The 25711-nt window shown below is 68.0% G+C and carries 22 protein-coding genes and 2 tRNA genes; 15 read left to right on the top strand and 9 right to left on the bottom strand.

The window, feature by feature from the left end; genetic code table 11:
• On the top strand, positions 1-228 hold the full coding sequence (locus ABC766_RS27110; protein ID WP_345819904.1) for a hypothetical protein: 228 nt from the start codon (positions 1-3) through the stop codon (positions 226-228).
• A gap of 125 nt (positions 229-353) precedes the next feature.
• Here the strand turns inward: ABC766_RS27110 and ABC766_RS27105 are convergent, their stop codons facing one another.
• A complete protein-coding gene (locus tag ABC766_RS27105) occupies positions 354-587 on the bottom strand; it encodes a transcriptional regulator (RefSeq protein ID WP_345819903.1) in 234 nt (77 codons plus the stop codon).
• An 80-nt stretch (positions 588-667) separates the two neighbouring features.
• Here ABC766_RS27105 and ABC766_RS27100 point away from each other — a divergent pair, with 80 nt between their 5' ends.
• The gene (locus tag ABC766_RS27100; protein WP_345819902.1) at positions 668-1435 is read left to right on the top strand and encodes a helix-turn-helix transcriptional regulator; all 768 of its coding nucleotides are present in this window, start codon (positions 668-670) and stop codon (positions 1433-1435) included.
• 162 nt (positions 1436-1597) lie between these two features.
• Positions 1598-2428, top strand: a complete 831-nt coding sequence (locus ABC766_RS27095; RefSeq protein WP_345819901.1) for an antA/AntB antirepressor family protein — start codon at positions 1598-1600, stop codon at positions 2426-2428.
• Between the two features lie 109 nt (positions 2429-2537).
• Here ABC766_RS27095 and ABC766_RS27090 read toward each other — a convergent pair whose 3' ends face one another.
• On the bottom strand, positions 2538-2771 hold the full coding sequence (locus ABC766_RS27090) for a hypothetical protein (RefSeq protein WP_345819900.1): 234 nt from the start codon (positions 2769-2771) through the stop codon (positions 2538-2540).
• 180 nt (positions 2772-2951) lie between these two features.
• Here ABC766_RS27090 and ABC766_RS27085 point away from each other — a divergent pair, with 180 nt between their 5' ends.
• The 6 genes from ABC766_RS27085 (at position 2952) to ABC766_RS27060 (ending at position 9125) form a co-directional block, all read left to right on the top strand.
• Positions 2952-4871 carry a hypothetical protein gene (locus tag ABC766_RS27085; protein ID WP_345819899.1) on the top strand — a complete coding sequence of 640 codons (1920 nt, stop codon included), beginning with the start codon at positions 2952-2954 and terminating at the stop codon, positions 4869-4871.
• Positions 4872-4873: 2 nt separating this feature from the next.
• Positions 4874-5323, top strand: a complete 450-nt coding sequence (locus ABC766_RS27080) for a hypothetical protein (protein ID WP_345819898.1) — start codon at positions 4874-4876, stop codon at positions 5321-5323.
• A complete protein-coding gene (locus tag ABC766_RS27075) occupies positions 5320-5751 on the top strand; it encodes a hypothetical protein (RefSeq protein WP_345819897.1) in 432 nt (143 codons plus the stop codon). The genes ABC766_RS27080 and ABC766_RS27075 overlap by 4 nt, the downstream gene beginning before the upstream one ends.
• Positions 5752-6028: 277 nt before the next feature.
• Positions 6029-7099, top strand: coding sequence for a hypothetical protein (locus tag ABC766_RS27070; RefSeq protein WP_345819896.1), 1071 nt, complete (start codon positions 6029-6031; stop codon positions 7097-7099).
• A 356-nt stretch (positions 7100-7455) separates the two neighbouring features.
• A complete protein-coding gene (locus ABC766_RS27065) occupies positions 7456-8535 on the top strand; it encodes a tyrosine-type recombinase/integrase (RefSeq protein WP_345819895.1) in 1080 nt (359 codons plus the stop codon).
• Positions 8532-9125, top strand: coding sequence for a hypothetical protein (locus ABC766_RS27060; protein WP_345819894.1), 594 nt, complete (start codon positions 8532-8534; stop codon positions 9123-9125). The genes ABC766_RS27065 and ABC766_RS27060 overlap by 4 nt, the downstream gene beginning before the upstream one ends.
• Before the next feature lie 22 nt (positions 9126-9147).
• On the opposite strand, the gene ABC766_RS27055 is transcribed toward ABC766_RS27060, so the two are convergent.
• A tRNA-Asn gene (locus ABC766_RS27055) sits at positions 9148-9223 on the bottom strand.
• 262 nt (positions 9224-9485) lie between these two features.
• Between ABC766_RS27055 and ABC766_RS27050 the strand changes: the two genes are divergently transcribed.
• A complete protein-coding gene (locus ABC766_RS27050) occupies positions 9486-9752 on the top strand; it encodes a hypothetical protein (RefSeq protein WP_345819893.1) in 267 nt (88 codons plus the stop codon).
• A gap of 303 nt (positions 9753-10055) precedes the next feature.
• Positions 10056-11735: a HAMP domain-containing methyl-accepting chemotaxis protein gene (locus ABC766_RS27045; protein WP_345819892.1), complete on the top strand. Its 1680-nt coding sequence runs from the start codon at positions 10056-10058 to the stop codon at positions 11733-11735.
• 63 nt (positions 11736-11798) lie between these two features.
• Here the strand turns inward: ABC766_RS27045 and ABC766_RS27040 are convergent.
• From ABC766_RS27040 to ABC766_RS27025, 4 genes are all read right to left on the bottom strand, one after another.
• Positions 11799-11872: transfer RNA gene (locus ABC766_RS27040), tRNA-Cys, on the bottom strand.
• 117 nt (positions 11873-11989) lie between these two features.
• On the bottom strand, positions 11990-12859 hold the full coding sequence (locus ABC766_RS27035; RefSeq protein ID WP_345819891.1) for an urease accessory protein UreD: 870 nt from the start codon (positions 12857-12859) through the stop codon (positions 11990-11992).
• Positions 12859-13827, bottom strand: coding sequence for an arginase (gene rocF, locus ABC766_RS27030; protein WP_345819890.1), 969 nt, complete (start codon positions 13825-13827; stop codon positions 12859-12861). The genes ABC766_RS27035 and rocF overlap by 1 nt, the downstream gene beginning before the upstream one ends.
• A 208-nt stretch (positions 13828-14035) precedes the next feature.
• Complete coding sequence (locus ABC766_RS27025) at positions 14036-14551, bottom strand: hypothetical protein (RefSeq protein WP_345819889.1); 516 nt, start codon at positions 14549-14551, stop codon at positions 14036-14038.
• Positions 14552-15228: 677 nt separating this feature from the next.
• Here ABC766_RS27025 and ABC766_RS27020 point away from each other — a divergent pair.
• On the top strand, positions 15229-17385 hold the full coding sequence (locus ABC766_RS27020; protein WP_345819888.1) for a methyl-accepting chemotaxis protein: 2157 nt from the start codon (positions 15229-15231) through the stop codon (positions 17383-17385).
• A 23-nt stretch (positions 17386-17408) separates the two neighbouring features.
• On the opposite strand, the gene ABC766_RS27015 is transcribed toward ABC766_RS27020, so the two are convergent.
• Entirely contained in the window at positions 17409-18818 is a 1410-nt protein-coding gene (locus ABC766_RS27015; protein ID WP_043380636.1) for an ATP-binding protein, read from the bottom strand.
• On the bottom strand, positions 18815-19570 hold the full coding sequence (locus tag ABC766_RS27010; protein ID WP_170861821.1) for a response regulator: 756 nt from the start codon (positions 19568-19570) through the stop codon (positions 18815-18817). Before ABC766_RS27010 ends, ABC766_RS27015 begins: the two co-directional genes overlap by 4 nt.
• A 125-nt stretch (positions 19571-19695) precedes the next feature.
• Between ABC766_RS27010 and ABC766_RS27005 the strand changes: the two genes are divergently transcribed.
• The 3 genes from ABC766_RS27005 (at position 19696) to ABC766_RS26995 (ending at position 25242) form a co-directional block, all read left to right on the top strand.
• On the top strand, positions 19696-20940 hold the full coding sequence (locus tag ABC766_RS27005; protein ID WP_345819887.1) for an acyl-CoA dehydrogenase family protein: 1245 nt from the start codon (positions 19696-19698) through the stop codon (positions 20938-20940).
• Between the two features lie 106 nt (positions 20941-21046).
• Positions 21047-22909, top strand: coding sequence for a glycoside hydrolase family 15 protein (locus tag ABC766_RS27000; RefSeq protein ID WP_345819886.1), 1863 nt, complete (start codon positions 21047-21049; stop codon positions 22907-22909).
• 1220 nt (positions 22910-24129) lie between these two features.
• On the top strand, positions 24130-25242 hold the full coding sequence (locus ABC766_RS26995) for a hypothetical protein (protein WP_345819885.1): 1113 nt from the start codon (positions 24130-24132) through the stop codon (positions 25240-25242).
• Positions 25243-25711: the final 469 nt, after the last annotated feature.

Genomic DNA, 25711 nt, shown 5'->3' with positions numbered 1-25711 from the left:
ATGTCGATGCCAAGCCCACCGAAGCCATCTGATATCGAAGTGCAGATCGCGGCACTTCGGGCAGTCGTACACGCCCTCATGGGAGAGCGGATCACCAGTCGCGACCGCGAACACATCCAACAAGCGGCTCAGGCAGAAGTGGCTGCGCTCACTCACAGCGACGAGTTCAAGGCGAGGGCTGTCGCTGCTGTCGACGAGATAATCGCCGGAGAGAAGTCCCGGAGTTGAAGGGCGGCCGGAGCCCTTGCGCTCAGCGCCCTTCGAGATGCTCCCCAAACCGTCAAATGGGTTGAGGGATGGGGTTCCGGGCCAGGATGGGATCTTGCCGTGGGGATCGAGGGTAGAGGCTCGCATTAGGGGCGGGCCTCGTTTCTTACAGCCGGACGATGTGGTGGCGAATCTGGCGGGTAAAGATCAGGACGCAGCTTTGACCGCGGGATGCCGAGAAGGCGCTCAAGCTGGATAACCCGACGAGCCGGAGCCTCCTGCCACTGCTCTACAGCTTGACGAGAAATGCCAAGTTCCGCAGCGATCGCCCGAGGTCCGCCCCGGGCGGTAATCGCGGCGTGTAAGGATTCGTCGCTCATAGCTCCGTGTGACAGGTTTTGCTTGCATAGGCAAGCGATACTTGCGTGGACGCTTCTAGGCAGATGCGCTCAGGTCAAGCATGCCTCAATCGCTTTCCTACGTCATACGCCACGCTCGTGAGGCGGCTGGCCTCACTCAGCAGGCTTTGGGTAGTATGCTGGGAGTATCTCGGGCCGCCATCGGTCAGTGGGAAAGCGGCGCCCATGAACCGTCGACAGAAAACCTTATTGCCGTATGCAGAGCGCTTGGAGTTGATGTCGACAGCGCCGTCAAAGGCATTGTTAAGCCGACGATGCCAGCCGAAGCCGGCCCAGAACCGACCATCGATCGTCTTTCTGCGGCAGATTCTTTCAGACTACTAGGCGGCCTAGCCAAGCAAGTATTTGAGAACAAATACAAGTACGCCGACAAGTTCATCGAATTGTTTGCTTGCCATACCATCGATAATGATCAGCATACATATATATCAGCGCAGCCATTTTCACCATATCCTCGGCCGTTTTCGCTGCGAGATACCCCAGATGCATATGCCGTACTGCTGGCTGATAATTATCTTGCCCCGAAATACGAAGAAAATGAAATTATATATGTCAGCAAAATACGGCCGGCCAAGAAAGGTGATTACGTACTTGTCAGAACGGGCAAGCACGCCGACCTAAAACGTCCAGATGGCGGAGAGGGAGTTGACACAGAAATTGTCTATGTAGGCAGGTTAATTGGATTCGATTTGTTTGGCGCGCAGATTATGCATTATGAACCAAAACGTTCGCTCACAATCGATATATCGAAGGCGACTGTCGTGCATCGCATCTATCCCAGCATCGAACTCGTAAGCACGATGGTCTAGCAAGTTTCGCTTGCGTAATGGCAAGCGCAAGTGTAACTTGCCCCATCGCTACTCGCGACGGGGCCACCGATGCTCGCCCACCATCTAACTATCCTCGGCCCCTTCCTGGCCGCCTGCGTCCTCTGGGGCGTCGGGCACCACATCGCCGGGCGGGCCTGAGCGATGTCGGCCGCCGATCGCACCCAGGATCTGCCCGCCGTGGTCGAGAGCCGCGTCGGCGATGCGCTGGTCCAGACCTCGGACGCCCGCGAGCTGCACCGCCTGCTGAAGGTCGGCCGCGACTTCACCACCTGGATCAAGGGCCGCATCGCCCAGTACGGCTTCATCGAAGGCGTGGACTTCGTGACCACCGAGTACGGTTCCCCGGATCGGGGGAACCAAGCCGGACGGGGCGGTGACCGGCGCTCGGTGACCTACCACCTGACCCTCGGCACGGCGAAAGAGATCGCCATGGTCGAGAACAACGTCGAGGGACGGCGGATCCGGCGATACTTCATCGAGTGCGAGCGCCGCGCCCTCCAGGCCGCAGCTCAGCCTGCGCCGGATCTCAGCGACCCGCACGCCCTGCGCGCCCTCCTGCTGGCCCATGCCGAGCGTGAGATCGCCCTGGAGGCCCGCGCCGAGAAGGCCGAGGGGACGCTCGCCCTCGCTGCACCGAAGGCCGCCGCCCTGGACCGGATCGCCGACACGACCGGCCTGATCCTGCCGAGCGACGCAGCAAAAACCCTGGGCCTGCGCCCGAAGGATCTGACCCAGCACATGCTCGGCAACGGCTGGCTGTTCCGTCGGCTCGGATCGGGACGGCTGGCCGGCCGACAGGACAAGCTCAACGCCCGGCTCCTCGCCGAGCGGTCCGTCACTGCGGGCGAGAACCGCACCGAGATCCAGGCTTACGTCACCCCGCGTGGGCTTACCCGCCTCGCACAGGAATTGGGCGTCGTCCTACCGGCGCGGCTCGACTTGTTCACGGCTTCGGAGGGACGCGCGCAATGATCCGCTCAGCGCCGATGCCACCGCCAGCGGTTCGCGTCGTAGGCCAGCCACGCACCGAAGGCCAACACGACCAGCGGGCCCGCCACGAAGGTGTAGATCTCCAGCCAGGTCATTCCTTGAGCCCTCCAAGCACGGCTCTCCCGACCAAATGTAGTCCGACTCCCATCAGAACCCAACCCGGCGCCGCCAGCCCGAAGAACCGGATCTGGTCCGGCGTGAGGTTTCCGAGCCCGTACAGGGCCACGAAGAACGGCGCGATGAGCCCGCTGCCGATCACGGCCACGGCGATGTTGTTGAGGAAGGTCGCGGACAGCTTCGCCCGCTCGTTGTGGATGAGGCTCATGGCCGCCGCCTACCATGGCGCGCTCCGATTCGCGCGATCCCTTCGAGCTTTCCGGGATGGCACCCGCCGCCCCGGCCTGAGGACAGCACCGGCCTGATGCGCCAGCCGTCCTGAATAAGCGGCCCCCGCCGGTCTGGACCACCGACGAGAGCCATCACCCACCCACCGGAGATCAGACCAATGGAACAGGCTCGCCCTGATAGCACAGTGCTGCCCGCCGCCCAGATCGATGCGGGGCACGGCTGCGACGGTTCGCATGACCGCGATGAGCGGATCACCCAGTTGCTCACCGCACGCCCGACCGCGCCGCTTCCGGAGCCGGGAAGCGCAGAGGCCAAGGAAGCATGGCGCGCGGCTTGCCATGAGCACACAATCCGCACGCAGTTCGCCAACGAGTACCCGGAGCTGAAGCGCACGCCGCTGGAATGGTGGACGTTCGACACCATCAGCAAGGCCCTGGAGACCGGCGAACTGACCCCGGCCGAGTGCGCCCGCCTCTACCCACTGGCGACCGAGCGTGAGTTGCTCATGGCCCAGATCGAGCACGAGTTGAACCTCGCGGGGCTGTTCGCCCTGGCCTATGCGGAGCACTATCCCGTCGCGATCTCCGACGCTGATCCGGACGCAACCGAGGAGGAGACTGGCTCTGATGCCGATCTGCTGTCCCTCGGACGCCGGTTCGAAGACGCGAGCGCTCGCGAAACCGCTGCCAATGAGGCATGCAACGCGGCCGAGGCAAGCCAGCCTCATGGCGAGCCGATCCCGAAGGCATTGGATGATGCCGCCAACGATGCCGGCGATGAAGCGGCAGCCCTTGCGGACCGCATCGCGGCGTTGCCTGCCCACACTGCCGCTGGGTTCCGGGTAAAGCTCCGAGCGCTCGCGCACTACAGCCGCGGCGTTCTGCTCCCGGCGATCGAGGGCGACTTGCCGGACCCCAATCAGCTCCTGGCGCACTCGCTCTGGCGCGACGTGCAGGGTGAGAGCGGCAACGAGGCCCCTGCGGTGCCGATCATTTCCGATGCCAAGCCCGATCCCGTGCTGGCTGCCATTGCCGCCAGCCGCCGAGCCGAGGCCGAGATGGAGGCGACGGAAGCCGCCTTCGGTGGACGCCGGATGACGGATGCGGAGCAGGCCCGAGAAGATGCCGCTGAGCGGGATCAGAAGGACACCCGTGCGGCTGTCTGGGCAACCGTGCCGACCACTGCCGAAGGCCGCGCCGCGCTCGCCCAATACGCTGCTTTTCAGGCCGAGCGCACCTTCGGCCCCGATTGGCGAGCCAAGATGGAGCAGGAGTTCTGCGGCGACGCGCTCTTGGCGTTGATCGCGGCCATCGAGGCAGAGGGCGCCGCAGGTGCTGGGCCAGATGGCGCTCTCGTCGAATTGGCGGCCGAGTTCTGTCGCGCCTATCGCCGGCACGGTGAGATCGACCGCGCCATGATGGCGGGGACCGTGACCGAGGAAGCGTGGAAGCCCCACCACGAGGCGATCACGACCCTGGCAGATAAGCTAGCCGCGACCACGCCGACGACGATGATCGGCATGGCCCTGAAATGCCTCGGGCCGATCGGCCTCCTGGCTTGGCAGGTCAGCGAGAACGATGACGCAGCTCGGCTGGCCCCCCATGAGCGCATGGCGGCTGAGTTCGAGGCGGCTATCCTCGGCGGTACGCTTACCCCAATCCTGTCGGATCCGTCATCGCGGAACAGCCTGACCGCAGACCGGGCGTGGGCGGTCGCGCAGGCCGCACCTATCGACCTGTCGGTCCTCACAGTCGGACAGCTTCACTGCCTGTATGAATGTTTCGCCGATGCGTCCGACCAATGGGGTGCCCTCACGCATAAGCCATGGGCCAACGAGGCGCCGGTTACGTACTTTCGAACTCCTACCTTCGCCGGCCGGATCATCGAGCGTGAGCAGGAGCGGGCTGCGGAAATCCGGAGCCGCATCGCGGAGGAAATCCGCGGTCGGAAGCCGCTCACCGAAGACGAGCACGATTGGCGGCTTGAGACGCTGATCCACTACGAAATCCTGTGTGAGGGCAGTCTGCGGCACGCACCCGAACTGCGCGCCGAGATCGCCACGGCGTGGGGAGCGTGACCATGAGCGCGATCACCCCTCCCCAGATGCGGAGCATCAACACCGTCCTCATGAGCGACGGGCGCGAGGTGCACCTCGACGACATCGCCACGGCCGCCGAGGGGCAGACGATCCTCGACGACCTCGACACGGCGATCGACAAGATCGAGCTGCAGGTTGCTGCGGCTCGGGACGGTGCAAGCCAGAACGATCCGGACTGGCGGCGCCGAGCCGAGACGGCTCTGAAGCGCAAGCGCCGCATCCGACCCCGGCTCCAGCAGCGCATCGGCGAGCTGCGTAAGGCCGAGCGCGTGGCTCAGGTTCAGGCCGCTGCCGCGGCCGTGCCCGGCGACGTCCAGCGCAAGGCGTTCGTGATCGCCGCGGCCGGTATGCTCGACCACGAACTGGTGACGGAGATCTGGGCGCGGGCTCGCGAGATCCGGCCGGCGGCGTTTGCGGAGGGCTCGGTATGATCGAGCGCGTCACGCCCCTCCACGTCGCCACCATCAACGGCGTGTCGGTCCGCTTCTTCCGCGGTCCGGCCACCGGCCCCGACATGCCCTGGCATGCCCACGAAGAGTTGCTGGCGGCACTCGCGCTGCCACGCGACCTACGGCGGGTCCTGAAGGCAGCGCTCCTGAAGTGCTGGAAAGAGGCCTGCCACACAGTCGAGGTCGACGGCGAACCGGTGCTGATCGCGCCGCACTTCGTCGCTCAGGGCCTCATCGGCATGGCCCAGGAGGTCGGGAAGAGCATCACCACGACGCCCGACCGCGTCGACCGTGAGTATGCCAGCGCGGGTGTTGCGGCGATGAATGCGCTCACGGCGCACATCCCAGCAGCTGAGGACCGCTTCACTTGGGCGATGCAGGCCTTCCACAATCAGGGAGGCGCGTCGTGACGACAGCAGCCAAGCGTACCCGCGATTGGGACATGACCAGGACCCGCGATCACCTTGGCCGGGTCTGGTCTCACGACAAGCTCGACCGGCTTCTGGAAGACCCTCAGGTTGCAGCAGTCGTCGATGAGTTCGAAGCAGCTTGGTGCGATGCCGACGGCCATTACTCCTTGGCACGAGCGACGACCTGGGCCCACGGTCAGGGCCGATCCGAAGCTGAGATCGCACTCCTGATCATGCTTTGGTACCGGCGGCTCCCGGCACGCTATGGGAGGTCGGTATGATCGCCGTCAGCCCGCTCCACGCGGCGATCGCCGCCCACCGAGCCGCCTACGATGCCTTCCAGATCGCGCCGGAAGGCGAGGACAGCGAACTCGCCAGCTGCGAGCTGCTGGACGCCCTGGACGCGCTGGTCGAGGCCGCCTGCGCGTTCCCGATCCTGGGGCGGTCACTGCCCGAAGGGGCCGGCGCGCTGCTCGCGCACCTGCAATGGTGGCTGACCGACGAGGCGGTCAACGCGGCGGACTATCAGCCGAACTACGGCATCCTTCTCGGCCGGGCCATGGACCTCGCCGTGGTGCTGGAGCGCAATGATTTTCCGCTCCCCCGATCCGGGGAACGCAAAGGATCCGCATCTGGTGCGTACCCTTCGACCGAACCGGATCCGATCATCGCCGCGATCGTAGCTGCCGATATGGCGAACGCCGCGCACACGGCGACGCTGGTCCACCTCGATGAGGACGATGAGGAGCAGGTCGAGCTGTGCAACGCGGCCGCCTGTGAGACGGATCGGACGTTCAGCGTCGTCGAAGGCACGATGCCCAGCACCATCGCCGGCCTGATTGCGCTGACGGAGTTCTACGCCCGGGATGCAAAGCTCTACGACCGGTGCAGCGGCGGGAGCGAGTATCTCGCCCATGTCGCCAGGGCCTTGATAGCATGGGAATCGAGCGGGCGATTTTCGGGGGGCTGGACGACAAAAACCATTCAGCAGCAATTGCTTGAACCAGTGATTCCGCCGGGCGAAAATCGCGCTCTGTCCGGTGTCCCGGGCCAAGCCGAGGTCGAGGCTGCGTGGCACGCTCTCTCAATGGAGACCCGCGACGCCATCGGCATCATCGCCACCGACATGGTGTTCCAGGCCTTCGTGTCCGGCGACGCCTTCGGTCCGAAGGATCAGCCTGTGCCGGGGCGCAGCAAGCGGGCCCAAAAGATCCGCGGCGAAGCGAGCGACGCCTGCTGCCGCCGGCTGACCGAGCTGCACATCGTGATCGAGGACGCGCTGCCCGCGCTGTTCGGCTCGGCCGGGCAGAACCCGGACTGGGCGGTGGCAATGGGGGCGCAGCGGTGATGGAAATCCGTATCACGCCCGGCAGGCTAGCCGTCGCCTGCTCGGCTTGGCGCGTCCGGCATCCGCGTCTCCGGCTGGGTCCAGGTCCCGCCTTCCGTGAGGCGATTCAGGCTGCTCTTGCCGCCAAGGCCGCCCCTCCCCTCAACCGATCCGAGACCGATGGAGGGCGCGGTGCCCCGTAGAGGTGCGAGCGTCACTCAGGCCGACATCGCGCGCGCGGCGCGGGCCCTGCGATCGGCTGGCGTCGAGAAAGTGCGGATCGTGTTCCGGCCAGAGGGTGTCAGCGTCGAGGCTGACGATGGCCAGCCCAGCGAGCGCGAAAATCGGCTTGCGCAGCGGACCCGGGTGATCGCCCTATGAACGCCATGCCTCGCCCGCGCCCGCTCCACCTCCGTCACGAGACCACCCGCCACGGAGAAAAGGTTTGGTACGTTCGGCGTGGGGAAGGGCCGCGAATCCGGCTGCGGGAGCCGTTCGGCAGCAAGGCGTTCTGGGCGGAGTACGAGAAGGCCATCCGCGGTCATACGCCAGACGCAGAGGCGCGAAAGGCGCTGACGACGGGCTCGCTCGGCTGGCTGATCGACAGCTACATGGCGAGCGCCCAGTGGACGACCGAGCTGTCCGCCGCGACCAGGGCGCAGCGCGCCGGCATCCTGAAGGAAACGAAGAAGGCTGCCGGGCACGAGTCTGCGGACAGCATCAACAAGCTCTCGATCCAGAAGGGCATGGACAAGCGGGCCGCACAGCCACACGGGGCCAACAACTGGCTCAAGACGATGCGCGGGCTGTTCGGTTGGGCGGTGGCGCTGGACATCGTGCCAGCGGATCCGACGCGGAGCGTGAAGCTCCTGGCCGGCGCCAACGACCGCAACGGCTTCCACACGTGGACCGAGGAGGAGGTCGCCCGGTTCGAGGCGCGGCACAAGGTCGGCACGCGCGAGCGGCTTGCGCTCGACATTCTGCTCTACACCGGCCTGCGACGTGGCGATGCTGCACGACTAGGGCGACCGCATGTCCGCAACGGCATCATCCGCATCATGACCGAGAAGACCGAGCAGGAGGTCACGATCCGGATCCTGCCGCCGCTGGCCGCATCTATCGCCGCGGCGCCGATCGGCGAACTGACGTTCATCGCCACCGAGAAGGGGCGACCGTACACGAAGGAGAGCTTCGGCAACTGGTTCCGGGACGTGTGCGCCGAGATGGGCCTGCTGGGCCGGGCCCACGGGCTGCGCAAGGCCGGGGCGCGCCGGGCCGCCGAGAACGGCGCCACGGAGGCCGAGCTGAACGCTTGGTTCGGATGGGCAGAGGGTAGCCGGGAGAGCGCGACTTACGTTCGCGGGGCGAACAGAACGAAGCTCGCCGCACGCATTGCCGATCGCTTCGCCGAGACTCAGCAGGATAAGCCGCTGCAACAGATCGGACAGAGGCGATGAGGCGCCCCCGTCACGTCAGGGTCGAGAAAAACCGCCACGGCACCGAGGTTGTCTATTTCAGGCGCGGAGACGGTGAGCGCGTCCGATTGCCAAAGCTCACGCACCCATTGTTTCGACAGGCTTACGCGGCAGCCCTGGCCGGCGATCACGTTGAGTACGCGCCGAAGCCGGGCGGATCGGCCCGCGTGCGGATGCTTCAAGATCGTGCGCTCAAGGCGGTCTGGGTCGGCGCCCGGTCCCGCGCGGCCTCGAAAGAGTTGGAGTTCACGCTGACGCTGGAGTGGGTGATGCAGGAGGCCAAGCGGCAGAGGTATCGCTGCGCCCTAACCGGCATTCCCTTCCTCGCCGAGCCTCGCGGCACGTCGGCGAAGCACCCCTATGGCCCATCACTCGACCGCAAGAGTCCGCGGCTCGGCTACACGCCGGATAACGTCCGCATCGTTGCGTTCGCGGTAAATGTCATGTTGTCCGACTGGGGGATTGAGGTGATCAAACACGTTGCCCGCAGCCTCAACATGGGGGGCGAAACTGACGTGCCTGACGCCGCACCGGCTCCCAGGTTCGGCACCGGATTGACGATTATCAAGTAATATCAGAGGCTTGATTTTGTGATGGCTCCCCGAGCAGGACTCGAACCTGCGACAAGGCGATTAACAGTCGCCTGCTCTACCAACTGAGCTATCGGGGATCACGAGGGGGTCTCTACACACCGCAATCGCGGGACGCAAGGGCCTCGACGCATGATCCGCGGGCATTCCACGGCACGGCGCTCTGCGTCACAGGGCGCGGCCTGCACCGATGGCAGTCGAGCGCCCGCTATGTGGCATTTTGGCAACATATGCGCCGGGTCCCGCCGCTGGCTTGGCCCGCTCAATCCGGCCGTCGCCGCCAGGGTCATGCGAATGTCGCGACGCGATCCTACGGGAGCGCCAGCCCGGACGACCCGGTGCGTGTCCGTTGCCATCATGCTGACCCATCACTGCCTGAACCCCCAAGACCCCTATGCGGAGCGCGAAGTGCGCGTCGCCTTCGAGTGGGCCGCCGACCGTCCCCGACTGATCGCGGCCCTCGACGAGCACGAGGCCGATATCCTGCCCGATCTCGTCGACGTGCAGCGCGACGACCTCCGCCATGAGATCGTCGCCGCGCTCCGGATGCAGGAGCAGTCCCGCCGTCAGCCGGTCCGCAGTCCGGCCCCCATCGCGCGGGATCGCTGACGGGTCTCGCGGCGGGCGCGCAGCCCGCCACCGGCACGCGGGCGTCCATAGGCCCGACGCGGTCCAATACGCAGCTCCAGCGCCCGCGAGATCCAGCATTCGCAGTCGTCCGGTCCGGAAGCACGCGGTATGCGCGTGATCATTCTGTGTGCGTGCTGCAAGATCTGGCTATTCGTTGATGGATATCGGTCTCGATCGCCATATCAGATAATAGAGTTTGCCGGCTATATTTACCTGTTCAAAAGGAAGTGTTTGTGTATAGCTGCGCCTCTTCGTAACCCTCGCTGAACCGGCGCGGCTCCCATGCGAATTTCACTCGGCTTCAAGCTCTCGGCAGTGATCGGATTGCTGGCCCTCGTGGCGATCGGCATCGCGGCCTTCGCCGTCCGGCAGTCGAACTGGGAGCAGGAGCGCGCCGCCGCGACGGACAGGATCTGGAATGCCGGGCTGCAGGCCGGTGCCCTGGGGCAGGCGATCGAGCACGCGGTGGTGCAGGCCACGGCCCTCTACACGGCGGAAGACACCGCCGAGGCACGGACACGCCTGTCGGCACTCCACGACGCCCTTGCGACGGTGGAGCAGGTGCGCGGACCCTTCCTCGCGGCGATGGAAGATCAGCTTCCCGAAGATCGGCGCCGGCGCTTCGATCTCTTCGTGAAGGAATTCATCGCCTACCAGACCGACACGGCCGAGCTGGGGCTGACGGTGTCGCCCAAGGCGGCCCTGATCCAGGCGACCGACGAGGCGACCGTGAAGAATCGGGAGCGCATGGTGGCCGAGATCGGCGCCCTTGGACGGGAGGTGCTGAGCCGCCTGAATGCCCGACGCGCCGGGGACGCCGTCGACCGGCGGCAGGCGCGGATCACCCTCGTGGTCGTGCCGGCGGTGGCGCTCGTTCTGGGGCTGCTCGCGGCGGTCTGGATCATCGTCACCCAGGTGCGGCGCCCCCTGCACCGTCTCAAGGATGGCATGACGGCGCTCGCCGCCAACGACCTCGGCCTTGTCATCCCGTTCACGCATCGGCGCGACGAGATCGGCGAGATGGCAGCCGCCATCGCGGCGTTCCAGACCGCTCTGATCGAGAAGCGCGACTTGGACGCGGAGGCGCAGATGCGCCGTGATCGTGACCGGATCCGGGCGGAAGCCTTGGCGACGGCGACCCATGCCTTCGAGGCCGAGACGCACCGCGCGGTCGCCGATCTCGCCGGATCGGCCGAGGCGATGCAGGCGGCGGCCGACACGCTCACCGGCAATGCCGGCGCGATGGCGTCCGAGGCCGCCATCGTGGCGGGTGCCTCCAGCCAGAGTGCCGGTTTGGTCGACAGCATCGCCAGCGCTGCCGAGGAACTCTCGGTCTCGGCCCGGGAGATCGAGGCCCGGGTGCGGCACACGAGCGAGATCGCTTCCTCCGCCCTCTCCGACACGCAGGGCCTGAAGGAGACGGTGATGAGCCTGTCGCAAGCGGCCGAGGAGATCGGCACGGTGGTCACGTTGATCCGCGAGGTGGCCGGGCAGACCAATCTGCTGGCGCTCAATGCGACGATCGAGGCCGCCCGGGCCGGTGTCGCCGGGCGCGGCTTCGCGGTGGTCGCCGCCGAGGTGAAGGCCCTGGCCGGCCAGACGGCGCTCGCCACCGACCGCATCACCGGGCAGGTCGGGGCGATCCAGGGGGCCGCAGGACGCACGGTCGGCGCGATCGGCACGATCGGCGAGACGATCGCCCGCATGAGCCTGATCGCCTCCGAAGTTGCGAAGGCCACCGATCAGCAGGGCCAGGCCAGCCAGGAAATCGCGCGGGCGATCTCCAGCGCGGCCGCGGACGCCCGCAGGGTCTCGGAGAGCGTTGCCGGTGTTCAGGCCGCCGCCGCGTCCAACGAGGCGCAGGCCGGACAGGTGCGCGGCGGCGCCGTGCGGGTCACGTCCGGGACGCACAGCCTGCAGAAGGCCATCGAGACCTTCACGACGCAGGTCCACAGCGCATGAGCGCGCGGCGACGCTCACGCCGGAGCATCACGGCGGGATCAGCCAGGAGAGGAAGAAGAAGGATGGAGGCCTCGCCCGGAATCGAACCGGGGTGCAAGGATTTGCAGTCCTCTGCGTAACCACTCCGCCACGAGGCCTTCCTGAACGGCGTTGCCATCCGGTCCGGAGCTTGGCGGACAGCTCCGGGTGCGCGTCTCTAGCAGAGGTCGGCCGTCGCAGGCAACGGTCCTGAGCCGCCGACGTGGCGGTTCCTGTCAGCTCTGCCAGACCCGGGGCATCGCGACGCCGCGATACTGCGCCACGAACCGGGCGATGAGGCCGCGCAACGGGCCGACGGCCTCCCCGAGGGCGCGGATCGCCAAGTGACCGTTCCAGGCACTCGCGGCTGCCGTTGTTCCGGGTGCGGCGGCCCCGGCCAGGAGGGCGCGGGCCTCCTCGAGGCGCGCCTCCGCGCCGGGGGCGATGTCGAGGACGGTCGCGCAGGCGCGCGCTCCCCCGCCCACCGCCGGACGGGCGAGGAGATCGCTGATCGGGCCGTCCAGCAGAAGATCGTCGGCGTAAGCGAGCCGGCCGCCCCGGCGAATGCGCCAGGAATCCGCGAACAGCCCGTCCGTGATCCGCTCGCCCCTGGCCGCTCGGCCGAAGGCGACGACCTCCACGGCGATCAGCGCCGCACCTTCGGCGAGATCGGCCGTGAAGCGGCGGCGCACCCGGGCGCGGTCGAACAGGATCGTCTCCTGCGGCAGCCAGGCGAGGTGCGCCCCCGCGTCGAGAGCCAGGGTGTTGGCGATATGGCTTACGGGGCCGTCCGATCGGTAGATCTTCTCGGCTGCGGTGGTGGTCAGGACCAGTGCGGCGCCCGGATCGAGGGCGAGGTCGATGGCGAAGGTGTCGCCGCAGGCCACGCCGCCTGCGGTGTTGACCAGGACCGTCTCCAGCGCGCCCGTTCCCCGTGGGAATCGGAGCCGCGACGGACCGGATTCGGCGAGATCGAGGATGCGCGTCGCTCCGCCCGGGTGGGTCGGGCCCACCCGCAGCCGGACGCGCCCGTCCGAGCGCTGGCGTGCCGGTGGGGCGCCGGTCGCCGCGGGGGGGCATGACGACGTGGGGAGGCGGTGGTCCATCAGCCGCGCCCGGCCGGCTCGATAGGGGCGGCCTCGACCGGCAGGGTGGGCCGGTCGAGAATGCGACGGCCGAACAGGCTCGCCACCAGCTCGACCAGCACCCGGGCGCTGCGCCCGCGCTCGTCGAGGAAGGGATTGAGCTCGACCACGTCGAGGGACTGCACCAGACCGGAATCGTGAAGCATCTCCATGATGAGATGCGCCTCCCGGAAGGTGGCGCCGCCCGGGACCGTGGTGCCGACGCCGGGCGCGATCGACGGGTCGAGGAAGTCGATGTCGAGGCTGACATGGAGATGCGCGCCCTGGCCCGCGACCCGGTCGAGCACCCGCCGGAGCGGCGCCACCACGCCGAATTCGTCGATCGTCCGCATGTCGGTGATGCCGACCCGCCGCGTCGTCACCAGCGCACGTTCGCCGGCATCGATCGATCGCAGCCCGAACAGGTGGACGTTGGCGGGGGACAATGGCTGCGGGACCGGCTCGGCGAACAGGCGTGGAAAGCCCGGCTCGCCGCACAGGGCGGCGAGCGGCATGCCGTGCACGTTCCCGGAGGGTGATGTCGCCGGCGTGTTGAAGTCGGCATGGGCGTCGAGCCAGAGCACGAAGACGGATCGGCCATGCCGCGCACAGTGCCGCAACACGCCATCGACGGAGCCGAGGGACAGGCTGTGATCGCCCCCGGCCGTCAACGGAAGCGACCCGGCATCGAGGGCGCCCTCGACGACCCGGGACAGGGCCCGCGTCCAGGCGGCGACGCCATCGAGCCCGCGCATCCCGGCGGGCCCCTCCGGGGCGACGTCGCCGCGATCCGTGACCCTATGGCCGAGTTCGCCGAGCGCGCGGACGAGCCCGGCCGTGCGCAGGGCCGCAGGTCCCATGAGGGCGCCGGGCTCGCTGGTTCCGACTTCGATCGGCGCGCCGATCAGTGCAATGCTGCGCGCCGCGTGGAGGCCGACTTCGCTGCTCATCCCGTCTCCATCGCCGTCACCATCGCCGTCTCGGCGCACCCGCGCTCCGCAGAGCCTCGGCCATCGGGCTCATAACCTTCCGCCGATGGCGGTTGCGAGACCGCATCCCGGGCCGGAAACGGATCCTGCGCGCGATGGACGCCCTGGCACACGCCCAACGATCAGGTCTCAGGGATCGACGTGTACCCGGCCGCTCTCGAAGACAAGTTCAAGCGAGCAGGACAGCGAGGATCCCGGCCGAGAGGACGTAGGCGATCCACAGCAACGCTGGACGTCGGACCGTCAGAAACACGCGCAGGATCATGAACACCAACACCTGCCAGATCAGCAGCACGCAGACCTGGCCCTCGAAACGAGCTGCCGCACGCCACCAGGATCGGTCCTCCGGCACCGCCCGCCCTTCCACCAACAGGGTGCCGGCCGCGGCCAGCGCCAGCGTGAGCAAAGCGGCGACCGCGATGTGTCGCGGGACGCGGAAGCGCGGCCGCGCCGCCTGCCGCCGGTGCCAAGACGCGATCTCGACGGCATAGAAGCCGACGACGGGCGTCGCGAAGGCCGCGCCCACGATCGCGATCTTCGTCGGCAGCGGCCTGGACGCCAATGCCCGACAGCGCGCGACGCGGCTGACCCAGACGAGATGCGCGACGATCACACCCTCAAGCAGGACGATCGCGATCCAGAGGAGTCGCAGGACGCCGGCGAGCGCGTCGCTATTGATGAACATTCCGTGCCTCCGCCGACGCGGCAGATGCGACCGAACTTACCGCCGCCAAGGGTCGCGCGGCAGCACCCGACTTGTCCTACCTCCGGATCTCGGCTGCAATCGTCGGCGGATGCTGCATCACAGCCCGAGATTGCGGGCTCACGAGCGGCCGAAGGCCTACGCGGCGAGCCAGATCACAGCTTGGCTCGGGGATCCAGATCGCGCGTCCGACCGCGCAGGGCGGTGGACTGTTGCCTTTCGACAGTCGCAAACCGTTCATTCGCCTGCCTCCAGCGGCGGCCCAACCGTCGCCCATCGGATCACCGCCGGCCCGTGCGCATCCACGCCTTGGGTTCGGAGCCCGACCGGCACTGGGTCACCGTCAGATGGCCGAGTGATTACGAGGACGGTCCGTGGACATGACCGTGATGATCCGAGATTCCGGGAGCAGGAGAGCCAGCACGCGCGCCGGCCGGGTCCGCAATGCTGCAGACCCTCCGCCATGGCCGCAGGGCGGGTGACTATCGAAAACCGAAGGGGGCCCGTCCACAACTTGAATTCTTGGCAGAGCACGTACTTTCAGGTTGTATAGTGCCAGTGCTCGATATCCGCGCGCCGCATCGATGTTTACGAGATTTTTATAAGAGTCGGGCCATTGGACTGGTTGGATCGCCGTCATTCAATAGTTCAGGGTCATCATGAAAACGCTTTCGCGGCTGAGCACGCGCCTTCCCGCGACAACCGTCGGCCTCGCGCTTCTGAGCGCCACCGCCATGGGTGGATTCAGCTGGTACTCGGCGCGGTCGGGCTTGATCACCGCGGCGCACGAGCGCCTCGAACTCGCCGCGGCGGCGCGGCGGGACGCGATCGAGCTGGTGGCGGACCGGATGCAGGCGGACTTCCAGGCGGTGGCGACCCATCCGCAGATCGTCTCGAATTTCACGGACCTGATCGAGAATCTCGACCCGGCGAAGCCCGACACCGCGAGCGTCATCGAGGCGTTCCAAGCGCCTCAGACGGCTGAGGCGCGGATCGCCCTCGACGGCAGCGGCATGACGTCGATGTATGCCCGGCGCCACGTCAAGGTCCAGGAAGTGGCCCACAAGCTCGTGGCCCAGCCCGGCTACGCCGACCTGATGTTCGTCGATAACAACGGCCGGATCGTCTACACCACGACCAAGGGCGCCGATTTCGCCAAATCGGTCTCGGAGGATGGCTTGGCGGGCTCGGCGCTCGCGCGGCTCGTCGAGCGTCTCAAGTCCGCCGATCCGGGCGCGGTTCTCTTCGAGGATTTCGCCGCCTACCCGGTGGATGGGACCCCGGCTGCCTTCATCGGCCGTGTCATGACCAAGCGGGCGAACGTCGCCATGGGCACGGCGCAGGCGGCCGAGCGGACCGGCTACATCGTCATGCGGGTCACGCCGACCCTGTTCGATCAAACGCTGTCCAAGCGGACCGGTCTCGGCGAGACCGGGCAGATCCTGGCGGTCGGGACAGACGGGCTGTTGCGCAGCAACCCACCGCTGAACCCGGCGCTGCATGCCGGTGCAGGCCTCGCCGGAATCGGCCTGGCCGCCGACCGGATCAAGGTCGGCGGTCCGGTCGATTTCACGGCCGAGAACGGCGCACACATGGCGGCCGCCTCGCCGGTGACGGTCCTCGGCGCGCCCTGGACCGTGCTGGCTGAGCAGACCCAGGCGGAGGCGATCAATGCCGTGCAGGCCCTGTCTCGGACGCTGATCCTGACCGGTCTTATCGTCCTGGCCGTCACCGCGGTGCTCGGCCTGCTGCTCGCGCGCTCGATCGTGTCGCCGCTGGGAGCCCTGACCCGCGCGCTGAAGGCCCTCGCCGACCGCCAGGCCCTGACCGACGTTCCCGGCAGCAAGAGGCGGGACGAGATCGGCGACATCGCCCGCGCGGTCGTCACCATCCGCGACATGTCGCTTGAGGATGCCGCCCAGCAGCTTCAGACGACCGAGGCCGCGCGTCTGCGCGAGGAGCAGAGCCGCCGCGCCATGCTGAAAGACCTCGCCGACGGCTTCGAACGCTCGGTCGGGGCCATCGTCGAGGGCCTGACGGGGGCCGTCACGGAGCTTCAGGGAGCCTCGGGTACCATGCGGAGTGCGGTCGCGGGCACGTCCGAACGCTCGACCAGCGTCGCCAGTGCCGCCCAGCAGACCTCCGAGAACGTCAACACCGTTGCGGCCGCGGCCGAGGAACTCGGCGCCACCGTGCAGGAGATCGGCCGCCAGGTCCAGCAGGCGGCCGGGATGTCGGCGACGGCCGTCGGTGAGGCGCGTCGGGCCGAGCAGACCATGACGGAGCTGGCCGCCGCGGCGACGCGGATCGGCGACGTCGTCGGGATGGTCTCGACGATTGCCGGTCAGACCAATCTGCTGGCCCTGAACGCCACGATCGAGGCGGCCCGGGCCGGCGAGGCCGGGCGCGGCTTCGCGGTGGTCGCCTCCGAGGTCAAGGAACTCGCCGCCCAGACCAGCCGGGCCACCGAGGAGATCAGCCGGCAGGTCGCGGCGATCCAGACCGTCACCGGCGATGCGGCCGGTGCGATCCAGGGAGTCACGGCTCAGATCGAGGCGATGAACCACGTGTCGACCAGCATCGCGGCCGCCGTGGATCAGCAGGGCGTCACCACGCAGGACATCGTCCGCAGCATGGGCCAGGCGTCCGCCGGCACCGGCACGATGACCGTCGAGATCGCCGAGGTCGCCCGGGTCGCGGGCGATGCGGGTCAGGCCGCGGCTTCGGTCGCTCAGGCGTCCGATGCCCTGGCGACGCGCTCGGAGCAGCTCCGCGCCGAGGTGGCGCAGTTCCTGCGCAACGTGCGGGCCGCGTAGACCGGACGAGACCCGAGGCGGCCTCAGGCCGCCTCGGCCGGACGCGGCACGGGCTTCTGCGCCGCGCGCCCCGCGAAGGCCTGTGCGGCCAGGGGCAGTTCGATCGCGGCGCAGAGCCCGCCCCCGGGGCGATTTTCCAGCTGCAGGCGCCCGTTATGGGCCTCGACGATCGCCTGCACGATCGACAGGCCGAGTCCGAAGCCGCTCGCCTCGTTGAGGTTGCGGGCGCGGTCGCCGCGCACGAAGGGCTGGAGCATGGCCTCCCGCTCCGCCTCGGGAATCCCGGGGCCCGAATCCAGGATGCAGACCCGGACGCCGCGCTCGGACGCTTCCATCTGGACTTCGGCGCGGCCGCCGTACTTCACGGCGTTGTCCACGAGGTTGGTCACCGCCCGCTGGAGTTCCTCGGGCCTTCCCTGGACTAGGACGTGCCGGCTGCGGCTGACGCTGACCGGGGATCCGAAATCCGAGAAGTCGTCGCAGACCGTCTGGACCACCGATGCGAGGTCCACGAGGCTGTGGCTGTTCGCATCCCGGATCTGGCCGTCGCGCACGAAGGAGAGCGCCGCCTCGACGAGGCCGTTCATCTGGTCGAGGTCGCGCAGGGTGGAGGCGCGGGCGTGCTCGTCCTCGATGAACTCGGCGCGCAGGCGGAGCCGGGTGATCGGCGTGCGCAGGTCGTGGCTGATCGCCGCCAGCATCTGCGTCCGGTCGTCGATCAGGCGGCGCACCCGCGACCGCATCCGATCCAGCGCCCGGGATACGGCGAGCACCTCGCGCGGGCCCGCCTCCGGCAGCGCCACGTGGTCGTCGCGGGCGCCGAACGCCTCGGCGGCACCGGCGAGCCGCTTCAGCGGCGCCGTGAGGGCCCGGGTGGCCCAGACGCAGAGCAGCGCCAGGGTCAGCGCCAGGAAGACGACGGTGAAGATCAGCGCACCCTGGCGGGGCCCCCGGAGGGGATCGTTCGGCAGCGTCGCCTGGAGCCGCGCGCCCGCCGGCGTGACGATGCCGATATGCAGCCGCGCGTCCGACCGCTCCCCGTCCGGATCGGCCGCGGAGAGGTCGGTGATCGTCACCGGCCGGCCGGCGCCGTTGCGCAGCCGCCGGATCACCGGCAGGTCGGGCGGCGACGTCGCCCCCGGCAATACGGTGCCGTCCCAGGGCTCGACATGGATCAGCGGCAGGCTGCGACCGCTTGCGAGCAGGGCCGGCCGCGCCGCCGGGTCGGCGGCGTCCAGCAGTCTCACCAGCACTCCGAGGCGGCTCGCGGCCACACCCGGCAGCGTGTCGGGGTTCTGCGATTCGTGCAGAATCAGGAATGCCGCGGTGGCGACCACATGGGCGACCGCGATGCCGGCGACCACGAGCAGCGCGATCTGGCCCGCGATGGTCTTCGGACGCAACCGCGCGCGAAGACGGCGCAGACCGCTCATGACCGCGTGACCTCCGGCGTGAACAGATAGCCGCCCGACCGGATCGTGCGGATGAATTCCGGATTGCGGGTGTCGCGCTCGATCTTCTGACGGATCCGGGAGATCAGCACGTCGATGCTGCGTTCGAATGGGCCGGCGGAGCGGCCCTGCGTGAGGTCGAGGAGCTGGTCCCGCGACAGAACCCGGCCGGGCCGGAGGCAAAGGGCGTGCAGGAGATCGAACTCCGCCCCGGTGATCGAGATGCGGGCGCCCTCGGGGGACAGAACCTGGCGCAGGGACACGTCGAGCGTCCAGCCCGAGAAATGCAGCCGCCGCCGCTCGTCCGCGTCGGGGGCCTCGGCCGCGACCCGCCGCAGGATCGCGCGGATGCGGGCGAGCAGCTCCCGCGGGTTGAACGGCTTGGCGAGGTAATCGTCGGCGCCGAGCTCCAGGCCGAGGATCCGGTCCACCTCCTCGGATTTCGCCGTCAGGATCAGGATCGGGATCTGCGACGTGCCGCGCAGACGCTTGCACAGGCTCAGTCCGTCCTCGCCGGGAAGCATCAGGTCGAGGACGATCAGGTCGATCCGCGCTTCCGCAAGGACCCGGTCCATCTCGGCCCCGTCACCCGCCAGCGTGACCCGGCAATCGTTGCCGCGCAGGTAGCGCGCGATCAGGGCCGAGATCTCTCGATCGTCCTCGACCACGAGGATGTGGGGTGTTGCGGGTGCGTTCATCGCGAAGGAATCGGTCAGCGGTTCGGCCTGCATCATCAGGCTATTATGGCCCGATCCGCCGATTATTCGAAGGTGGGCGACGGAACCAATTTGTAAGCGCGTGTTTCCCGCACGGGCCTCAACTGAGTTGCCACATGGCGTCAAACCATACGGGGGTAACGATGACCGGATCCGAGGATCGGAAGGACCTGATCGCGCCGCAGCCGCCGGAACTCGCCTCGCCCTGGCGGACCGAGGCCCGGGCGGCGCTTCAGGCCGAGGCCCGCGCCTTTGCGCGCGACACGGTGCTGCCGATGGCCGACACGCTCGACCGGCAGAAGGCCGAGATGCCGCGGACGCTCATCAACGCCATGGCCGAGAAGGGCTGGTTCGGCATCACGATCTCCGCGGAGCACGGCGGCCTGGGCCTCGGCGTGTTCGAGTACTGCCTCGTCTCGGAGGAACTGGCGCGGGCGTGGCTCTCGGTGGGCAGCATCCTGGCGCGCGGCCAGGGCCTGGGCACCCAGACCCTCGACGCGGAGCGCCGGGGGGAGCTGCTTCGCCGCTCGGCCCGGGGACAATGGATCGGCTCGATCTCCCTGTCGGAGCCCAATGCCGGCTCCGACCTCGCCGGCGTGCAGACCCGGGCGGTGCGGGACGGCGATCTCTGGCGGCTCACCGGCACCAAGCGCTGGGCCGGCTTCGCCAAGGGCGCCGATTTCATCGAGGTCCTCGCGCGCACCCGCGACCCGGAGCCCGGGGAATCGCGCTCCGCCGGCCTGGAGCCGTTTCTGGTGCTCAAGGAACGCGACAGCTTCCCGCCCGGCGTGACCGGGAGGGTGATCGACAAGATCGGCTACCACGGCTTCCAGACCTTCGAACTGACCCTCGAGGACGTGTGCGTGCCCGAGAGCGACCGGCTCACCGGACTCTACGGCGACCAGGGAGCGGACGCGGATTCCGGCGGCTTCGCCGCGGTGCAGCGCGGCCTCAACATCGCCCGGGTCCACACGGCGGCCCGGGCCGTCGGCGTCGCGCGGGCGGCGGTCGAGGATTGCCAGAGCTATCTGCAGGAGCGGGTCCAGTTCGGCCACCCGATCGGCGATTTCCAGGCGCTGCGCTTCGCCCTTGCCGACATGGCGGCCGAGGTCGCGCAGGCGCGGGCCTTCTGGCATCAGGTCGCCCACCTCCTCGACCAGGGCGAGGCCGCCGAGAGCGAATCGGCGATGGTGAAGCTCCTGGCCACCGAGATGGCGGTGCGGGTCACCAACCAGGCGATGCAGCTGCATGGCGGCAACGGCTACACCACCGAGCGCCGGGTCGAGCGCTACTGGCGCGACGCGCGGCTGACCACGATCTTCGAGGGCACGAGCGAGATCCAGCGCCGGATCATCAGCGACCGGATGCTGCCCCGGCCGGCGGCCTGATCGCTCGTGCGGCGAATCGTCGAGCGGGACTCCCCGCCCGGCGCACTCCGGCTACCTCAGGACTCTGTACTGCCCGGCGGACCGGGTGCCGCCAGCCGGAAGCCCTGTGTCGAAGCCCATCAGCGATTACGCCCTCATCGGTGACACCCATTCCTGCGCGCTGATCGCCCGCGACGGATCGATCGACTGGCTGTGCTGGCCACGTCACGATTCGCCGGCCCTGTTCGTGAAGCTCCTCGACGACGACACGGGTGGCTCGTGCAGCGTCGCCTTCGACGGGCCGACCGAGGCCGCGCGCCGCTACCTGCCCGACACCAACATCCTGGAGACGACGTTCACGACGGCGACCGGCCGGGGGCGCCTCGTCGACCTGATGCCGGTCAACCCGCCGAGCCCGGAGCCCGACGAGGGCCCGGACGGCGAGAGCGAGAGCCGGCTGATCCGGCTGCTCACCTGCGAGCAGGGCCGGGTGACGGGCGCGTTCCGGGTGCGGCCGACCTTCGATTATGCGCGACGCCCCTGTACGCCCCTGATGGCGGGCGGGTCCGTCCTGTTCGAGGCCGGAGACTGGCGTCTGCGCGTCAACGCGCAGCCCTGTCCCACCCTCGACGGGGATGCCGCCGAAGTGCGGTTCAGCCTGTCGGCGGGAGAAACCGCCTATCTGGTCCTGACCCATGGCGAGGATCAGGACGAGGCCTGCATCGAGGATTACGCCGGCGCCCGACGCCGTCTGGAGACCACCGCCGATTACTGGAGTCGCTGGTGCGCCCGCAGCACCTATCGCGGCGCCTACCGGGAGGCGGTGATGCGGTCCGCCCTGTGCCTGAAGCTGCTCACCTACTCGCCCTCGGGCGGGATCGTGGCAGCGGCCACCGCCGGTCTGCCCGAGGCGGTGCCGGGCAACCGCAACTACGACTACCGGTTCACCTGGATGCGGGACGCCGCCTTCACGGTCACCGCCTTCGTGATGCTGGGCTACGTCCGCGAGGCGTCCGAATTCCTGCGCTTCCTGCGCGAGCGCGACGGCACCTACGGGCGGGAGACCCGGCTGATGTACGGCATCGCCGACGGCATGCCGCCGGAGGAGGAGCTGAGCCATCTCGCGGGCTGGAACGGCGTGCGGCCGGTGGTGATCGGCAACGTCGCCGAGGCTCAGGATCAGCACGACATCTACGGCGAGCTGCTCCGGGCGCTGTGCATCTTCCTTGAGGCGGTGGACTACGACCCGCCCGAGAAGGTCAACGACCGCCTGCCGGAGGTGCTGCACAACCTCACCGCCCGCGCCATCCGTCACCGCCACGATGCGGATCACGGCATCTGGGAGCTGCGGACCGGGCCGCGCCAGCAGGTCCACACCAAGGCGATGATCTGGGTGGCCCTGAGGGACGCCGCCCGGATCGCCCGCAACATCGCGGGCGTGGCCGCGGAGACGATTGCCGAATGGGAGCGAATCGCTGCCGAGATCCGGGCGGAGTATCTCGAACAGGGCTGGAACGCGGAGAAGCAGGCCTATGTCGGCGCCTACGGCTCGCATCATCTCGATGCCGCAGTGTTGCGCGCGGCCCTGTTCGGCGCCCTCGATCCGACGGAGCCGCGCATGCGGGCGACCCTCGCGGCGGTCGAGCGGGAACTCGGTGTCGGCGACCTGATCTATCGCTACCGCATGGAGGACGGCCTGGAGGGGGACGAGGGCACCTTCACGGCCTGCGCCTTCTGGCGGGTCGGCTGTCTCGCTCTCGGCGGACGGGCGGCCGAGGCCAAGGCCGCTTTCGAGCGGCTGATCGCCCGGGCCAACGATGTCGGGCTGCTCGCGGAGGAGATCGATCCGGCCACAGGTGCGCAGCGCGGGAACATGCCGCAGGGCTTCTCCCACATGGCCCTGATCAACGCGGCGCTGCGGCTCGAGAGCAGCATCGCGCGCTTCGACGCCGACGATGGTGCCGATGCCATGGCCTCGGCGGCGGAATAGGGATCCGGATCTGCGATTGCACCCACCCGTCGGGCGGGAGCTTCGTCTCGACTTCCGCGTACGCGCGCGGATCGCGCTGGCGCCCTTCAGCCTGACGCCGCCGCGGACACGCCTCGCAATACAGCCTCTCCCCGCCCTCCGGAGAGAGATGATGTCACGCGAAGGCATCCCGCGGTGGATCGCGGCGGTTCGTCACGCGATGGACACCGGCCGCATCGGCCGGCAGAGCAGTCCTAGCCAGAACCACAGCCGGATCAGCAGGTCTCCAATGGCGCCCCTGATCGGGCTGCCTCCGAGCCCAGCGCACGGTCCCCTCGAACTTCGGGACATCTGGGCCGTTCCTGTGCCGCAGCACGCAGCACGGACACTTGTATGACCCGCACCACCATGGCCTTCGCCGGCGTCCTGAGCATCGTTCTGGCCGGCCCTGCCGTTGCCCAGGTGGTCACAGGAGGCGCCGGGAACACCGGTGTCGCCCCACCCGCGACGGTCGGCGGCGTCCCCCCCGGCACCCGGGATCTGGGCCCCAGCCCGATCACACGGGGGAACGAAGCCAATCCCAGCAACTCCTCGGTGCCGGGCACGACGCCAGATGTGAACATCGGCGGCACGCCCACCAGCGGGCCGCCCGGCACCGGGGGGACATCCGGCGGCCCATCGCTCGGTCGATAGCGGTGGGTGCTATCCCCACTGCTGACCAGCAGATCTGTGAGGTGAAGGTGGGCGAGGCGTGGACGCCGGTTAGCCTCGCGGAGGCACGCGGATTGTACACGATGACCCCGAAGCGATGCCCGGCCTGCCATGGCCAAGTGATCGTCGCCGGGAGCTACACCGGTACCGGTCGTTTGAAGCTACAGCACCGCCGCGCGCATACCGGCTGCCCCCTGAGGCCTCAGGGCTATGTTGGGACGCCGTCACCGCACCCCCAGGCGCTGACCTGACGGCCAAGCCTCGGCCGTTCGCGCCTGTCACGGCCTAAACCGGCCTTCCGGGGCAAGGGGCGAACCGGGACCATCCGGGCTCGGCGCCGCAATTCAGCCGGTCCTCGGTGTGTCGAAAAGAGACGTCTCGCTTTCCGAGATGGCCGGGCCGATGTCCGCGCTCGTGAGCCCGTGGGCTGACGCATGGCCAATCGCGCCGGCTGGCTTGGCTCCGGGGTCATGGTACCGGGTCGGGGATGCCGTAAATGGGTACGGCCTCTCTCGGACCGGGACCACCACATGATCCGTCGTCTGTTCATCGCGCTCGCGGCGTCCAGCCTTCTCGCCGTGCCTGCCCTCGGACTCGATACCTCCAAGTCTCCGTCCGGTGTCTTCAAGAACCTGGAGATCGGCGCTCAGCGTCTGAACGGTACGCAATCTCTTGCCGTCGACCCGATCGATAATCCGGCCGGGATCAATCAATCTTCATCCTACGGGGAGGCATATTCAGCCTTCGAGAACAAAATGGAAATGATGCACCTTTGGAACTGTTACGCCACTAAAGGAGGCACGCATACACATCCGCCCGATAGCTACTTCGTGAGCAAGGTGTGCGGCACTTTCGCGATGAAGCAGCGCGTCGGCTCCGGTCCGGCCTATGCCTTCAATACCATCCTCGGTATTGACCCAGGCGTTGGCGCTCATGACAGCATTGGCCTGGAGGTCGACGTCAACAACAACAATATGGATTATGGAGTGCGCGGGCCAGGTGGCGAGAGCGGTGCAGTCGGTGCGGGGATCTACCTCTCGGGCAATGGTTCGAAAGCGCTCGGCTCGGGCCTGCTGATCAACATGGCGCAGGGTCAGTTCAAGCTTCGCCGCGGCATCAGCATATATAACGGCACCGTAGCGACGAACACCTACGAAGATCTGACGAACTCCGGTGGATCCGGCATTTATCTCGGTGGCACAAAAATTTTTGGCATCGATATGGGCGCGATGATCGCGCGATCCGCTGCGCTGCATTTTGCCAGCGCTCACTCCATAGCGTGGCGCAACAATGCCAACACAGCCGATCTTAACCTGGTCGGAAAAGACACCTCGGATCAGTTGATGCTCGGATATGGCAAGACGACCCGGATACAGGCTGCGGCCGATACCAACCTGCTGATGCGGGGGCCCGTGAGCCTTGCCGGTGGCTCTTCGATCACGTCGGCCAATGACGCGAACAGCGCTCTCAAGCAGCTGGAACTCGTGGCTTCAACTGTGCAAATTAGCTCGCCTTTGACGACCGCCGGGGCCGTCACCGCACCGGCATACAACACATCGACCGCGGCCGGTGTTTCATGCGCAGCCGGAACGGTCAGCCTCTCCACGCTCGTCGTGACGAACGGCATCATCACGCACTGCTAGATCGGGCCCCTCCCCGCCCTCCTCGCCAACCTGCCGCGGTCGACATGGCGGCGGCTTCCGAATGGCTGACCGCTCGTCGTCCTTCGCCGCCAGGAAGCCCGATTGTTCGGCCCGGCAAACTGCTCTCGGCGATCGCCGCGGTGCTGCACGTGATCCTGAAGAGGGTAGCCGATGGCGTCGTGCCAAAGGGCTAGGGGAACGGGTCGGGCTGATCGATGGCGGTCGCGATCCGGATCGCCGGGCCGATCCGCGTCACCAAGTCCGACCCGAAGGCCGTCATCCAGATCATGTCAAACCACACGTGCGACGCGCTTCACGTCGCTGCCCGGACGCAGAGCCTCGGGGCTGAAGATCCGGATCCATCCCGGCGGGCCCCTGGTGGGATGGGCATCGGCTTCTTGGTCGCCGGATGGGCCGTGGATGAGCAGCGACCGCCGCTTGGCCGACATTCGGTCGCCGATGCCCGCGC

It is taken from the genome of Methylobacterium fujisawaense, assembly GCF_039619325.1.
Taxonomy (GTDB): domain Bacteria; phylum Pseudomonadota; class Alphaproteobacteria; order Rhizobiales; family Beijerinckiaceae; genus Methylobacterium; species Methylobacterium fujisawaense.
This window is presented reverse-complemented; position numbering and strand designations above follow the sequence as displayed.